Source organism: Streptomyces albospinus, from assembly GCF_014648695.1.
Lineage (GTDB): Bacteria > Actinomycetota > Actinomycetes > Streptomycetales > Streptomycetaceae > Streptomyces > Streptomyces albospinus.
Window position 1 is genome coordinate 198,294 of the sequence record NZ_BMRP01000007.1, and the last position, 13,896, is coordinate 212,189.

Annotated in this window: 13 protein-coding genes, 1 tRNA gene and 1 pseudogene; 10 read left to right on the forward strand and 5 right to left on the reverse strand. The window is 69.2% G+C overall.

Annotated features, from left to right (window positions below; all coding sequences use genetic code 11):
• Nucleotides 1-235: 235 nt before the first annotated feature.
• On the reverse strand, nt 236-1,546 hold the full coding sequence (locus IEZ17_RS12790; protein ID WP_229852204.1) for a hypothetical protein: 1,311 nt from the start codon (nt 1,544-1,546) through the stop codon (nt 236-238).
• A 319-nt stretch (nt 1,547-1,865) separates the two neighbouring features.
• Nucleotides 1,866-3,320: a DnaB-like helicase N-terminal domain-containing protein gene (locus IEZ17_RS12795; RefSeq protein ID WP_189299546.1), complete on the reverse strand. Its 1,455-nt coding sequence runs from the start codon at nt 3,318-3,320 to the stop codon at nt 1,866-1,868.
• A 397-nt stretch (nt 3,321-3,717) separates the two neighbouring features.
• Here IEZ17_RS12795 and IEZ17_RS12800 point away from each other — a divergent pair, with 397 nt between their 5' ends.
• The 6 genes and pseudogenes from IEZ17_RS12800 to IEZ17_RS12825 all read left to right on the forward strand — a co-directional run bounded on the left by IEZ17_RS12800 (nt 3,718) and on the right by IEZ17_RS12825 (nt 8,083).
• Nucleotides 3,718-4,380 (forward strand): helix-turn-helix domain-containing protein, encoded by a 663-nt coding sequence (locus tag IEZ17_RS12800; RefSeq protein ID WP_189299548.1) that lies wholly within the window; start codon nt 3,718-3,720, stop codon nt 4,378-4,380.
• A 128-nt stretch (nt 4,381-4,508) separates the two neighbouring features.
• Complete coding sequence (locus IEZ17_RS12805) at nt 4,509-4,751, forward strand: excisionase family DNA-binding protein (RefSeq protein WP_189299550.1); 243 nt, start codon at nt 4,509-4,511, stop codon at nt 4,749-4,751.
• A pseudogene (locus IEZ17_RS12810) lies at nt 4,751-5,898 on the forward strand (tyrosine-type recombinase/integrase). The gene IEZ17_RS12805 and the pseudogene IEZ17_RS12810 overlap by 1 nt, the downstream one beginning before the upstream one ends.
• A gap of 556 nt (nt 5,899-6,454) precedes the next feature.
• Complete coding sequence (locus IEZ17_RS12815) at nt 6,455-6,793, forward strand: hypothetical protein (protein ID WP_189299552.1); 339 nt, start codon at nt 6,455-6,457, stop codon at nt 6,791-6,793.
• A 366-nt stretch (nt 6,794-7,159) separates the two neighbouring features.
• Complete coding sequence (locus IEZ17_RS12820) at nt 7,160-7,399, forward strand: hypothetical protein (protein ID WP_189299554.1); 240 nt, start codon at nt 7,160-7,162, stop codon at nt 7,397-7,399.
• Between the two features lie 123 nt (nt 7,400-7,522).
• The gene (locus IEZ17_RS12825) at nt 7,523-8,083 is read left to right on the forward strand and encodes an isochorismatase family protein (protein WP_189299556.1); all 561 of its coding nucleotides are present in this window, start codon (nt 7,523-7,525) and stop codon (nt 8,081-8,083) included.
• 567 nt (nt 8,084-8,650) lie between these two features.
• Here IEZ17_RS12825 and IEZ17_RS12830 read toward each other — a convergent pair.
• Nucleotides 8,651-8,724: transfer RNA gene (locus tag IEZ17_RS12830), tRNA-Gly, on the reverse strand.
• Nucleotides 8,725-8,971: 247 nt separating this feature from the next.
• Here IEZ17_RS12830 and IEZ17_RS12835 point away from each other — a divergent pair.
• From IEZ17_RS12835 to IEZ17_RS12850, 4 genes are all read left to right on the forward strand, one after another.
• Nucleotides 8,972-9,130, forward strand: coding sequence for a hypothetical protein (locus IEZ17_RS12835; RefSeq protein WP_016573140.1), 159 nt, complete (start codon nt 8,972-8,974; stop codon nt 9,128-9,130).
• A 136-nt stretch (nt 9,131-9,266) separates the two neighbouring features.
• Nucleotides 9,267-9,842 (forward strand): dCTP deaminase, encoded by a 576-nt coding sequence (gene dcd, locus IEZ17_RS12840; protein WP_189299558.1) that lies wholly within the window; start codon nt 9,267-9,269, stop codon nt 9,840-9,842.
• 71 nt (nt 9,843-9,913) lie between these two features.
• Nucleotides 9,914-10,411: a phosphoribosyltransferase gene (locus IEZ17_RS12845; RefSeq protein WP_189299560.1), complete on the forward strand. Its 498-nt coding sequence runs from the start codon at nt 9,914-9,916 to the stop codon at nt 10,409-10,411.
• A 168-nt stretch (nt 10,412-10,579) separates the two neighbouring features.
• Complete coding sequence (locus IEZ17_RS12850; RefSeq protein WP_189299562.1) at nt 10,580-12,175, forward strand: ricin-type beta-trefoil lectin domain protein; 1,596 nt, start codon at nt 10,580-10,582, stop codon at nt 12,173-12,175.
• A 99-nt stretch (nt 12,176-12,274) separates the two neighbouring features.
• Here IEZ17_RS12850 and IEZ17_RS12855 read toward each other — a convergent pair whose 3' ends face one another.
• Together IEZ17_RS12855 and IEZ17_RS12860 are read right to left on the reverse strand one after the other, a co-directional pair.
• Nucleotides 12,275-13,165, reverse strand: a complete 891-nt coding sequence (locus IEZ17_RS12855) for a Yip1 family protein (RefSeq protein ID WP_229852213.1) — start codon at nt 13,163-13,165, stop codon at nt 12,275-12,277.
• Between the two features lie 122 nt (nt 13,166-13,287).
• Nucleotides 13,288-13,806, reverse strand: a complete 519-nt coding sequence (locus IEZ17_RS12860; RefSeq protein ID WP_189299567.1) for a GNAT family N-acetyltransferase — start codon at nt 13,804-13,806, stop codon at nt 13,288-13,290.
• Between the last annotated feature and the right edge of the window lie 90 nt (nt 13,807-13,896).

The following is a 13,896-nucleotide window of genomic DNA, read 5'->3' on the forward strand; positions in this document are numbered from 1 at the left end:
CCCCTGGCGCCGGTCCGCTCCCGCCACCTCCGGGGCGGGAGTTCCGGGAGCATTGCTCCCGGTACAACTTGCTCCGCCTGAGGCAGGGGTCGTGTGCCCTTCTCCAGCAGGAGTGTTGAGGCTATCGAGGTCCGGGTAGTGCATGGGAATGAGGTCTCCGTTCGTGATGGTGGGCGGGGCGCTGAGACATGTGGTTGCGCGGGAGGCGCTGTGTCTGCCGGGCGAGCGGCGATGCTCAGTGGGGGTGGCTGACGGCAGCGTTTGTCTCGGCCTTGACGATGCGCACGGTGTTGCCGGCGCGGTCGCGGCTCACGGAGAGACCTTCGGCGCGGAGTTGCTCCTCCAGCTGCTTGCGGGTGATCTTGCCCGTGGCCTCTTTGATGCGGCGGGCGGCTTTGAGCAGCACCTCGTCGGTCACGTCCGGCCTGCGGCCCGGCTTCCCGGGCTCGCCCGGATGACCATTGGGATCAGATGCGGTGCCCGGTATTGGCTCCGCATGCGGGGGCGCGGAGGCGGGCTGTTCCGGGCCGGTCTCGGCTTCCGGGAGGGGGGCTCGGCCTGGATTCGTCACTGCGGTGGGAGGGATGCGGGCCGCCTGGTGGACCTCATCAGTGGTGTCGTATGGATGCGCGCGGCCCGCATCCGCGGTCCCGCGATCCGCTGGGGGTGAGATGCGGCGTCGAGCCGTCTGATCGCTGGTCCCCGAAGGGATGCCGGGCCAGCGGGGAGGCAGGGCGATGGAGGCGAGGGTGAGGCCCTGTTTGCGGGTGGCGAGCTTGCGGAGCAGCAGCTCGTCTTGGCGGGGGTCGCCGTCGACGTCGGCCCGCTCCAGGGCTTCGTGCAGGCGGCGGATCAGGCGCCGACCCCGCCTCTTGGTGCGCTGCGTGTCCGTCATGGCGTCTGCGCGGAGGATCAAGGTGACGGCCTCATGGAGGGCGCGGTCGCGGATGAGCCGTGCGGCATCGGCGTCCTGGTCGGCTATCCCGAGGCGGGCCAGCATCCGCTCGCGTGCCTGCGCTGCGAGGACGGCGGCCAGGCTGCGGGAGGTGGCCTGGGGTGTCCGGTGGCGCAGTTCGATGCCCATGGCCAGGTGCCACAGCATCGCCGCCATTACCGGGCCGACCACCCCTCGTATCGTGCCGCCGAGCGGCCCGAACTCGGCGTAGGCGGGGATGATCTGCACGCCGGTGATCACCCACACCAGCAGGCCGGGAAGGCCCGGGGCCTGCATGGGACCGTTCAGGTTCTGCCGTGCCATCAGTGCGGTGGCGAACAGGGCGAGCTCGGCGGTGGCGAACATCGCGGTGCGCTCGATCATGCTGCGCATGCCCAGGTAGTCGGCGGCGAACCGCCAGCTGGTGTCGGCGCTGTAGGCGGTGCAGGCGACTGCGGCGACGGCAGCGACCAGCACCGCAGGCGTGACGACCGCAGGCGATTGTGGCCGTTGCCCGTCGCCGGGGTGGCGCCGGCTCCGCCGGATCAGCCACCCGGTCAGCAGCGCAGCGGCGACGAGGACCAGGGCGGTGGTGAGCGTGGGAGATGGCATGTCCCAACCCCCGTCGGCGGCGTTCACCAGTAGCCGGTTGTGGGGTGAGGGTGCTGCGGTGGGCAAGGGGACTCCGGATGGTCTTTGAGCCTCGTCGGCTGCGCGGGTCAGGCCCTGAGCTGAGGCTGTTGGGGCGGGGCGCTTACGCTGCCCCCTCTCCAAGGAGGGGGCAGCGCGTAAGCGCTAGGCGCCGGAGGCGCCGTACGGTTCCGCGTACGCGTTTGACCTGGGCTTTCGCTGGATTCGTACGCGTTGTGGGCGCCACGTAGGCGGTTGGGGGAGGGAGGGGCGCGTACGGTTCCGCGTACGCGGTCCGTGGTCAGGAAACGACGCTGATGTGGCGGGCGGTGGCCGTCCAGCGGGTGGCTTGGCCGCCGCCCGCTCCGCCTCCGGTCCCGTTCTCCTGGGCGGCCTGCCCGGCTTTGACCAGGGCTTCGAGGCGCCGCCTGGCCTTGGCGACGTCCGCCGGCCTGGGGTTGTTCTCACCCGTGATCTGCACGGCCAGCTGGCGGGCGGTGAGCCCGTGTGGACTGGCCTGCCGCAGCAGGGTGAGCGGGTCGAGGCAGGTGTCGACGCGGGAGGTGCCACGGGGGTGGTCGTGGATGATCGGCATGGGGCCGATCTCGCCGTTGACCATCTTCAGGTGGTGGAGCTGCACCACCGGGTCGCCGGCTGCGCCATTGAGGAAGAGCACGCTGCCCGCCCCTGCGGTGAACCACGCCGAGCCGTAGACCTGGTCCAGGACCGGGCGCTGGTTGCGGGAGGCGTCTTGGCTCTGCTTGCGCTGGTGGTGTAGTTCCAGCAGCTCGACGCCGTCACGCAGCAGCTGCTGGCGGGCGTTGTTGTAGGCGAGGCCGGCTTCGTCGTCGGTGAGCTTGCCGACCACGTCCTTGAGACTGTCGATCACCACGGTGTCGGCGCCGTGCTCGGCGGCCAGCTCGGCGAGCAGATGAGGCTCGGCGTTCAGGGACGCGGGGAGCGGGCCCGACCAGAAGACCAGTCGGCGGCGCAGGACTTCCTCGTCGGCGGGGTTCACGACCCGGACGAAGGCGCGGGCGAGCTGCCGGGGCCGGTCGGCCGCGATGTAGAGCACCTTCTCGCCCTGCTGGACGGGCATGTCCAGGACCTGGGTGAGCAGGCCGAGGCGGGCGAGGACGATCTGCTGGGCGATCGTGGACTTCCCGACGCCGGGCGGGCCGACCAGCATCAGGCTCTCGCCCGAGGCCCAGGCCGCGTTCCCCACCTCACCCCAGACGGGCGTGGTGTCGGCGGATGTGTCGGTGATGAAGGCCCAGCCGTCTGTGGCGAAGCGGTTCAACCGCCCGCCCGAGCTGCGTCGGGAGCGATCGGCGATCTCCTGCACCGAGGCGTTGAGCAGGGCGCGGACCTCCTCGGGGTCCGCGCCCTCTGTAGTGGCGCCCTGCATCACGCGCACCGCCGCGGTCTGCAGGGCACGCAGATCGGCTTGCTGGCGCACGATGTCGGCGTAGTACTCGGCGCCCGAGCCCACAGAAGCGGACGAGGCGAGTTCGTGCAGATACCCGGCCCCGCCGACCCGGACGAGGTCGCCGGTGCGCTTCAGCCGATGGCCGAGCGCGATGGGGTCGGTGGGAGCCCCCTGCCGCCGCAACTCCAGCAGCGCGTGCCAGATCGTGGTGTGCGCGGGCTGGAAGAAGTCGCCCGGCTCCAGCACCTGGCGGACCCGGTCGATGACCTCGCTCTGGAACATGCACGCCCCGAGTACCGCCATCTCGGCCTGTTGGTTCCGTGGCATGCCCGGCGCCGCGTCGGCATCCGGCCCCGACGGGCCGGGGCGGGAGAAAAACGCAGACGGGGGTGCGTCGCTCGGTCGTGTGCCCGTAGGCTTGGACATGGAATCCCTCCCCGGAGTGCATACGGCCCTGGCAGGCCGCACTCCGGTTGATCGCTTGATGGGTGGTCATTTAGGGAGCCGTTCGTGGCCCTCGGTGCGCTAACACCGGGGGCTGCTCCCGTTTTCAGGGGCGTCACCGCAGACAGTGGCGCCACCCGCCCCCACAGGGGAACAGGAACACTACACACCCTGCGCACACAGTCAAGCTGCAATATTGAGCGACTGTGACACGGCGAATGTGTTCTGACTGCTCACATCGCACTTGATCCTGTGTTGAAGCTGTGGTTACGTGGTGGGTATGACGGAGAAGGACTGGCGAGGACGGTTGGCCGAGCGCGTGGCAGAGGCCGTGCGCCGCTACCGCAACGAACGGGGGATGAGCGCTCAGGCGCTAGCTGACGCTTGTGCCGAGATCGGCTACGAGATCCCACGCACCGTGATCGCCAATCTGGAGAATGGCCGGCGTGCGAGCGTGGAGATCGCCGATCTGCTGGTGCTCGCCAAGGCGCTGAAGGTGCCCCCGATCGCGCTGCTGATGCCGGTCGGTGTCGCCGGCACCATCGAGGTGCTCCCCGGCCAGGAAGTGTCGATCTGGGATGCGGTGACGTGGTTCACCGCGGAGGTCCCGCTCGGCGATGAACCGTCGGAGGGCACCATCGAGGCGAAGCTCTACGAGTTCCGCCTCCACGCCCAGGTGCTCAGTGCGGCGCAGAAAGCGGTCGAATTCGCAGACGGCACCCGTCGCACCCTCAGCATGGTCCATGATCCGGAGCAGCGGGCCATCAACAACGAGATGCAGGAGAAGCTGGACGACTACGCCCGGCACCAACTCAAGGACCTTCGGGGCCAACGCAACGACATGCGTAAAGCCGGTCTCGTGCCCCCAGCCCTCCCCGAGGATCTGGCCTACGTCGACTTCCACATCGACGAAAAGGGAGACATCTACCCCTTGGCTCGCTGACGAGCCAACCCGCTTCCCTCGCAACGGTGTTAGCGCACCCGCGAGGTGAGCGATCCCTTTTTGAATGACCACCCATCAAACGATCACGCCGCAGGAGTGCCAGCTCCCTCGCGGCGGTAAGGATTCGCATGCCTTCCCCCAGCGCGCCCGAGCGCTATTTGACCGTCGCCGAGGTCGCCGAAATCCTCGGAACCACCGAACGATTCCCCCGCCGGCTGATAGCCGAGCGCCGCATCGCCTTCGTCAAGGTCGGCAAGCACGTCCGCATCGCGCGCACTGTGCTCGACGCCTACATCGAGGCGAACACGGTGCCCAGCGTCACCCCGCGCCGGAGCGGTCTGCGGCGGGCCGACCTGCGGAGGGCCGCCTGATGGCGAAGGGGCAGAAGCCGACCCGGCGCCGGTTCGGCGCGATACGCCAGTACCGTTCCGGCCGCTGGACCGCCAGCTATCACGACCCGTCCGGCAAGCTCCACCGCTCACCGGACACTTTCGCGACCAAGTCCGACGCGGCCGTCTGGCTTTCCCAGGTCGAGGCGGACATCACCCGTGGCGACTGGCTCGATCCCGACGCCGGAGCCGTGAACTTCAAGGAGTACGCGCTGCGTTGGGTCGAGGAACGCGGCGTGCGCCCGACCACGGACGAGCTGTACCGGCGCCTGCTGCGCCTGCACATCCTGCCCGCCTTCGGCCACCGCGACGTGGACGAGATCACCCCGCCCATGGTTCGCACCTGGCGCACCGAACGTCTCACGGCCACCGGTGCCACCACGGTCGCCAAGTCCTACCGCCTGCTGAAGGCGATCACGCAGACCGCGGTCGACGACGAACTGATCCGTCGCAACCCCTGCCGCATCGCTGGCGCAGGCAAGGAAGACCCCGACGAGCGCCCCACCGCCACCGTCGAGCAAGTCGACGCTCTCGCCGATGCGATGGACCGCGCTGGCGCCTGATGGTCTACTTCGGCGCGTACGGGCCGATGCGGCCGGAGGAGCAGGCCCCGCTCCGCCGCCGCGACATCAGCCTGGAGCCCCTGGCCGCCCGCATCACGGAGGCGGCGCCCGAGTTGACCACCGGCCGACGTGTCGTCGGCGACCCCAAGTCCGCTGCGGGCAAGCGCACCCTCTATCTCCCGGCCTTCCTCCACATGGAGGTGAAGCGGCACCTCGAATGGTTCGCCGAAAAGGACGACGACGGGCTGCTGTTCGTCGGGGAGCGCGGCGCGCCCTTCCGCCGCTCCACCTTCGGTCGCAAGTGGCGCAAAGCGCGAGCCAAGAGCGGCCTGCCCGACGACTTCCGCTTCTACGACCTGCGCCACACCGGCCACACGCTGTCGACGCAGTCCGGCGCCACGCTCAAGGACACGATGGTCCGCGCCGGCCAGTCCACGGCGAAGGCCGCGCTGATCTACCAGCACTCCGACGACGACCGCCAGCAGGAGGTCGCCGACGGCATCGACGCGAAGGTCCGCGACGCACGCCAGAAGGCCCAGGAAAAGAAGCAGGAACGCGCCTCCTAGGGCTTCTCGCGTGACGTCCGCGGGCTGGGGGCCTGGGCAACAAGGACGGCGTCGAGGCCCGGATCGGATCGCACGAGGATCTCGCGCGGGCCGGTGACCTCATCCGGAAGTGCGTCGACGCAGGCTGACTTCCCGGACGATCGAGGGCGGTTGCGTCATCGGATAACCGATGACGCAACCGCCCTTTTCTGCGTTCTGGCCCTCCTTCTGGAGCGTCTCGCTCTCACTCTTCGGGTCCTGCGAGTTCGCACTCGCCCTGGGGCAGGGCGCCTCGGAGCCGGTCTTCAACTGCGCAGGGTAGATATCAGCGCGGCGCAGAGTTGTTGTCAGTGACCTTCTGAGAGGTCGTGAGTTAACGAGCGGCGAAACAGCGGACATGTATCCGAGCGTGATGACGCTCTGGCCATTGGTTGCCACTGACCTTCGGCAGCAGGACGCTACGCGGTGAGGCCGGGGCTTGTCGCCAGCTTGGGAGCGCCGGCGCCCGGGACCGCAGCGGGGAGTAGGACTGCGGTGGGTCACGGTGCCGCCCGCTTCGCGGGCCGGAAAGGAGACCTTGACGAACCGCCAACTCGCCCCCCGCCGGCACATAGCCGCCATCCTGACCGCCCTCGCCCTCGGCGCCACCGGGCTAGCCACCGCAGCCCCCGCCCACGCCGACATCCTCTGCCCCGGCCAGGTCGAGGTTGCCTCGACCGCCGGGGACTTCTGCGTCACCCCACTCCCCGATCCCGGCGTCTCCGTCAGTGCTTCGGGAACCACCACTGTCACCAACAACATGCTGGCCCCAGTGACAGTGAAAAGCGACACCGGAGCAACCGCCACGGTCAATCCCGGCCTTGGAATCGTAGACATCAATCTCAGCCGTAACATCGTAAGCAAATTCGGCGGCTGACTGAGATCATTGCCGAGATCAAATGACATGGGAGTCGGTTGCCCGGGCAGGCGCCCGGACGGTGGTAGCCGACGAAGGGAAGCCTGGTCCGCCACGGACCAGGCTTCCCTCGTTCCTCGGTGTCTGTCCACGTGGGCTACTGGTTGGCCTCCAGCAGACGTTGGATGTCATCTCGGACGATCTCGCCGTACCGAGCGTTGCTCATCTCGGTGACCTAATTGCCGAGAGCAGCGGCATCCTCCACATCGACGTCGAACGTGCCGATCACGGCGTCCCGCCCAACGGATACACCGTCACCCCACGCCTCGATGTCCTTCGCCCGACCAGGCCGACGCCATCGCCGGACGCACCGACCCCAACCCGTCCGTGCGCGGACCCATCCAGCCCGTCGAGGCCGAGGTCCTGCTCCGCGTCTGGGTCGACGGCGGCATCGATACGAACGACGCCGCCCAGCGCCAAGCCCTCGAAAACCTCGCCGCCGCCGCCGACATGGTCACCCGCGGCGACATCGTCGACCAGCTCCACGACAACGTCGCGTACAGCCTGCGCATGCTCTCCGAGCCGTCACCAGCTGCTGACACAAACTCTGCGCCGCCACTGACATAACCCTGCGCATCCCACTGAAATCAACCCTGCGCACGACAGGCGGTCCGAAGTTCGCCGGCCCGCTGTCAGTGGGTGGGGCTACCCTGCGTGGACGCAAGAGCCAGCGTGAATAAGGGGGAGACCATGACCACACTCGAGAACCGGCCGAACACCGCACTCCTCGTCGTCGACGTGCAGAACGTCGTCGTCAAGGAGGCTCACGAGCGCGACGCTGTCGTCGCGAACGTCGGCAGCCTTGTCGAGAAGGCGCGGCGGGAACGGGTCCCGGTGGTCTGGGTCCAGCACTCCGACGAGCAGCTTGCGAGGGGGAGCGACGAGTGGCGGATCGTCCCCGAGCTGGCTCCGGGCGACGCCGAGCCGCTCGTCGAGAAGAACTATGGCGACTCCTTCGAGGACACCACCCTTGAGACCGTGCTGTCGGGCCTCGGGGTCGGGCGACTCGTCGTGGTCGGAGCACAGACGGACGCGTGCATCCGCTCGACGCTCCACGGCGCGTTCGTCAGGGGGTACGACGCGACCCTTGTCAGCGACGCCCACACGACGGGGGACAGGACTGCATGGGGGGCGCCGCCGCCGGACCAGGTCATCGTGCACACGAACCTGTACTGGACCTACCAGACGGCGCCGGGGCGGATGGCCGGGACGGTCGAGACCAAGGATGTCGACTTCGACGGCACTTCCTGAAGCCTGTGAGCCGCGTTTGACGCGGTTGGCCGCCTGGGCGGCCTTCTCCGGGATGACGTGCCGGATCGACCGCTTGCGTAGTAGCGGCGGGTTCGACGGTTGCTGTAGCCCTTGTCCACGCTGACGCTGTCCGGCTTCCTCGTATCGTGCGCCCAAGAGCGGCCGGACAGCGCCTTGTGGTGCACGAGTGGTGCGCCGCACTCAACCAAGCTCCCAAGGCACCGCTTCAGCAGATGTCGGCCGTCCGTGGGTGGCTTCTTGCTGCCCGCGGCTGGTGCCTCGGGAGGTGACCAACGATCGAAAGGGCGCCTCTGGCCTGCGAGTTGAGGATGGCGGCAGTCGCGCTGAGTTCCCACCAGCCGCTCGCCGTCCGTCAGTTGATGTGGTAGAGGTCACATAAATTGAATCTCGGGATTTGAGATGCAATTGGAGTGAGAGTTCGATCGGGGGGGCAAGGGGGTTGCTGAGGACCCTCTTGGGGGTCCTAGTGGTGCGCTAGTGGTGCGGCGCTCCGAAATTGGACTAGACGACAACCAAGGCCCAGGTCTCCGACCTGGGCCTCAACTATGGAGCGGGTGACGGGAATCGAACCCGCGCTCTGAGCTTGGGAAGCTCATGTTCTACCATTAAACTACACCCGCGTAACACCGCCTCGGATCTGAAGGCGGAGCTTCGCCGCACACTCTACCCCATCACCGCCTCGCGGTGTTTTCGGCGTGTTCGGACCGTGGTGCGGCGAGTGGTCCAGGGGGTGCCCGCGGGGTGGGATGCGGGTGCGGGGGGCGGGAGTTGAAGCGTACGGTTGGGTATCGGAGTGCCGCCTGCGAGTGCACCCAGTTCATCCCCTAATGTGGCTTTTGTTGTCCACGCAGTTGGGAGAGGGACTTGATGGAGCGCACCGTCGTACGTTGTGCCGAGGGGCATGTGTTCAGCACCGCTTCGTTCCCGATGCAGACCACCGACCGGCTCGGTCCGGGACGGCTGCTGCGCTGCCCGCGCTGTGCTCGGCTGCGGCACTCGGTGCCCGTGGAGCACGCCAAGCGGTAAGGCGGCGCGCGGTCGGGGTCGGCCGTTCGTGATGTTGGCTGAGGATGTCGAGGTGAGGTAGTGGTGGCCCGGTCCCCTGGTGGGGCCGGGCCCTCGTCGTGCGGTGGGGGGTGTGCGGGCGCGTATCCTCGTCTGCGTGCTTCTCTCAGACAAGGACATCCGGGCCGAGATCGACGCGGGTCGGGTGCGCATCGACCCCTACGACGAGTCGATGGTGCAGCCGTCCAGCATCGACGTGCGGCTCGACCGCTATTTCCGGGTGTTCGAGAATCACCGCTACCCGCACATCGACCCGGCCGTCGAGCAGCCCGATCTGACCCGTGAGGTCGTGCCGGAGGGGGATGAGGCGTTCATCCTGCACCCCGGGGAATTCGTGCTGGCCTCGACGTACGAGGTCATTTCGCTGCCCGATGATCTCGCGTCGCGGCTGGAGGGGAAGTCCAGCCTGGGGCGCCTGGGGCTGCTGACGCATTCGACCGCCGGGTTCATCGACCCGGGATTCAGCGGGCATGTGACGCTGGAGCTGAGCAATGTCGCGACGCTGCCGATCAAGCTGTGGCCGGGAATGAAGATCGGGCAGCTGTGCATGTTCCGGCTGACGTCGCCGGCGGAGCACTCCTACGGCAGCGCGCACCACGGCTCGCGTTATCAGGGGCAGCGCGGTCCGACGCCGTCCCGGTCGTTCAAGAATTTCCACCGTACGCAGGTGTGAGGCGGGGCGCCGCGCCGGGCGTGCGCTTCGGAGACGAGCTTCGGGGACGAAGAGAAGGTCTGAGAGATTTCGTGGGTGACGTGCGGGAGAACCTGACGTACGAGCGGTTCGGCGGGGCGATCCGTGAGCTGGCGCAGACGATCGCGGATGACGGGTACGAGCCCGACATCGTGCTGTCGATCGCCCGCGGTGGGGTGTTCGTGGCCGGCGGGCTGGCGTACGCGCTGGACTGCAAGAACATTCACCTGGTGAACGTCGAGTTCTACACCGGTGTGGGGACCACCCTGGAAATGCCGGTCATGCTGGCGCCGGTGCCCAATGCGATCGACTTCTCGGAGAAGAAGGTGCTGATCGCGGATGACGTCGCCGACACCGGCAAGACACTGAAGCTGGTGCACGACTTCTGCCAGGGGACCGTGGCCGAGGTGCGCAGCGCGGTGATCTACGAGAAGTCGCAGTCGCTGGTGAAGTGCGAATACGTGTGGAAGCGCACGGATGACTGGATCAATTTCCCGTGGAGCGTCGAGCCGCCGGTGGTCCGGCGGGAGGGCCAGATCCTCGACGCGTGAGGGGGCCGGCCCCGTAGTGCTCCCGTGCCCCTGGTGCTCCGGTGCCCGTGGCGCCCGTGTGGTGGGTGGGATGGGGCTCGCGTTTCGGCCAGTTCTGTTCCGGGTGTTCCAACGGTTGCTGCCGCCGCGTAGAAACCGGCGGTAACAGCAGACCGGAGGGGAGGCCCGATGGCGCACGGCAGACGCGGACACAGGTGGTGGAGCAGGCGGGGCGGCGGGCGCGGGCGGCGGCTGCGCGCCGTTGTGGCGACGTCGGCGGTGGCGCTGACCGCCGCGTTCACGGTGACGGCGGGCGGTGCGAGCGCCGCCGGCACCGCGCGGACGTCCTTTGCGAGGACGCATTCCGCGCGGTCGTTATCCGTGCAGCCGCTCTCGCCGGAACTGGAGAAGATCCGGGCGCGGGAGGCGGCGAAACTGTACGGCGATTCCGCCGTGCGGCCGGTCGCGGAGCGGAAGACCTCGCTGATCTCGCTGGGCGACAGCGAGATCTCCGGGGAGGGCGTCGGGACGTACGAGCCGGGAACCGACGGGCCCACCAACTGGTGCCACCGGTCGCCGGATTCGGCGATTCACCGGACCGGGATCGCGGCGGATGTGACCTATAACGCCGCCTGCTCGGGCGCGTACAGCGGCAATATCCGGATCGGCGGCAGCAAGCAGTATCCGGATGAACTGGTGCAGAGCGACAGCCTGGCGATCGCGGCCCGCAATACGCGGCTGAAGATGGTGCTGCTGGTAGCCGGGGCCAATGACGATCTCCAATTCGGGCCGGTGATGACGGACTGCGTCGAGCACTGGTTCCTGTTTCAGGGCACCTGCGAGCCGAAATACCAGCCGGGATGGCAGGCGCGGGTCGACGGGCTGGTGCCCAAAATCGAGGCGACGGTGCGGGATCTGCGGACCGTGATGCGGGGCGCGGGGTACGCCGACGGTGACTACCGGCTGGTGGTGATGTCGTATCCGAGCCCGATCGGGCCGGATGTGGAGGACAACCCGAATTTCCCGGGCAAACTGCCGGGCGGGTGCACCGGATACACGTCGGACGCGGCGTGGGGGCGGAACACCGCGGTGCCGGCGTTCGAGCGCGGGATGCGCAGGATCACGCAGGACACGGGGGCCAGCTATCTCGACGCCTCGCGGCTGTTCCACGGCCATGAGGTGTGCATGGCCGATACGTGGGCCCGCGGGCTGTACGTGAACATCTCCAATCCTTTCCCGCCGGACTCGAATTCGGTCCGGCAGTCGTTCCATCCGAACGTGCGCGGGCACGGCGCGTTCGCGTCCTGCCTGACGCAGCTGTACGCGGCGCCGCAGCTGCGTGAGGCGGCCTGCGCGGACCCGGCGAACACCGGGCAGCCGAAGCTCTACCCGGGCGCCTGGGACGACGCCTACCGGCCGCTGAAGAACGCCGCGACCGGCAGCTGCCTGGACGCCAACGGCGGCGCCTCCCGCAACGGGACCGCGGTCGGCGGCTGGGACTGCAACGGGCAGCGCAACCAGGGCTGGTGGTACGACCCGGAGCAGAAGTCGGTCCACGTGGAGCTGACCCACGCCCGGTGCCTGGACGTGCCGGGCGGGCGCTACGAGCCGGGCGCCGCGCTGGTGCTCTGGAACTGCTCGGGCGCGGGCAACCAGCAGTACGTCCGGGACGGCGGCACGTTCCGGCCGGCCGCCGCGCCGTCGCTGTGCCTGACGCTGGGCGCGGCGAAGGACCCGCTCCGGTTGCAGCGGTGCGACGGGACGGCGGGGCAGCGGTTCGCGTGACGTGACGTAGCCGGCGGCCCGTCCCGCACAGCGGAAGGGGGCCCGCCCCGGGAGACGATCTCCCGGGGCGGGCCCCCTTCCCCATAGGCCGGGGGCCGCCTACAGCGTGCCGAGCTTCACCAGGGCGAGCAGGGCGACCAGCTGGATCGCGGAGGCGCCCAGGGCCTTGGGCCACGGCAGGTCGTGCGACTTGCTGACCATGGAGGTCAGCAGATAGCCGGTGGCGATCCAGGTGGCCCAGCCCAGGACCTGCACCAGCGGGCTGTCGCCGCCCAGGAACATCGCGAACAGCAGCCGGGGCGCGTCCGGGATCGTCATGACCAGCATGGACAGGCCGACGGTGGGCTGCCAGGCGCCGTCGCCGCCCAGCTGGCGGGCCATGGTGTGGGTGACCGCGCCCAGGATCAGACTGCCGATGATGAACATCACGGCGGTGATCAGCACCCAGGGGATGCTGTTGCCGAGCGTGGCGTTCAGCACATCCGCGCGCGCCTTCTCGAAGCCGAAGACCGCCAGCAGGCCGTAGACGAAGGTGACGATCAGCGCCGGGGTCCAGAGCGTGTGGTCCCGCATCTGCCAGAACGTCGGGGTCGGGCGCAGCACCACACCGGACAGCAGCTGCTTCCAGTGCAGCCGGGGGCCGGCCGGCGGCGCCGTCGTCTGGCCGGCGCGGTAGGTGCCGCCGGCCGCGTACTCGCCGTCGGCGGGACCGTACCCGTCCCCGTAGGCGTCCGGGGCCTCGCCCACGCGGAACTCCCGGGTGCGGCCCGGGGAGTTGTCGTCGCCGTACGGCGCGTACGGCGCGCGCGGGTCCTGATAGCCGCCGTTGTCGAAGTACTCGGGCTGCCCCTGCGGGGGCTGCGGCCACTGGCCGCGCGGGGGCGGGGGCTGCTGCCCGTACGGTCCTTGCTGCCCGTACGGCGCGTGCGGCCCCTGGTGCCCCTGCTGCTGTCCGTTCTGCGCGGGGCGGGCATCCCGTCCGCGACCCATCCTGAATCCAGCCACGCCTTCGAAAGTACCTGGTCCCCGCGGGCTCGGGGGCCGGACCGGGGGACCGGCCGGGGGTTTGCTGCTGAGCTGTGACATCCCCTAGGGGACGCCGCGGGGGACCCCTAGGGCCTGTCCTGGGGGTCGGGGGCGGACGGCGCCGGGGTCCAGCGCAGGGTCAGCTGCGGGAGGTTCTCCATGTTGCCGCTGCCGTCGCCGGTGGCCACGACCGCGAAGCCGTGGTGGGCGTAGAACGCCCGGGCGCCGGTGTTGAGTTGGAAGACGTGCAGGGTCAGTCCGCCGGGGCTGTGCCGCTGCGCTTCGGCGAGCAGCCGGCTGCCGATGCCGGTGCGGCGGACGTCCGGGCGGAGGTAGAGCTGGTCGAGCAGGTCGCCGTCGACGGCGGCGTAGCCGAGGATCTCCGGGCCGCGGGCCGCGACGACGGTGTGGCAGCGGGGCAGCACGCTCTCCCGGATCCAGTGGGTGACCTCGCCGTGGCTGCGCCGCTGGGGCGGCAGGTACGGCATGGTCACCCGCCGTGATTCCTGGTGGACGGCCGCGATGGCGGCGGCGTCGGCGGGCCCGGCGGGGCGGATCTCGACGGGTAACGGGGCGGGCGCGGTGGCGCCGGTCTCCTCTGCCATGCGGCCATGGTCGGCGGCGGCGGGGGACCGGGCAACCGATTACCGGACATCGGACATCGGACACCGGAGACGAGACACCGGGCACCGGCC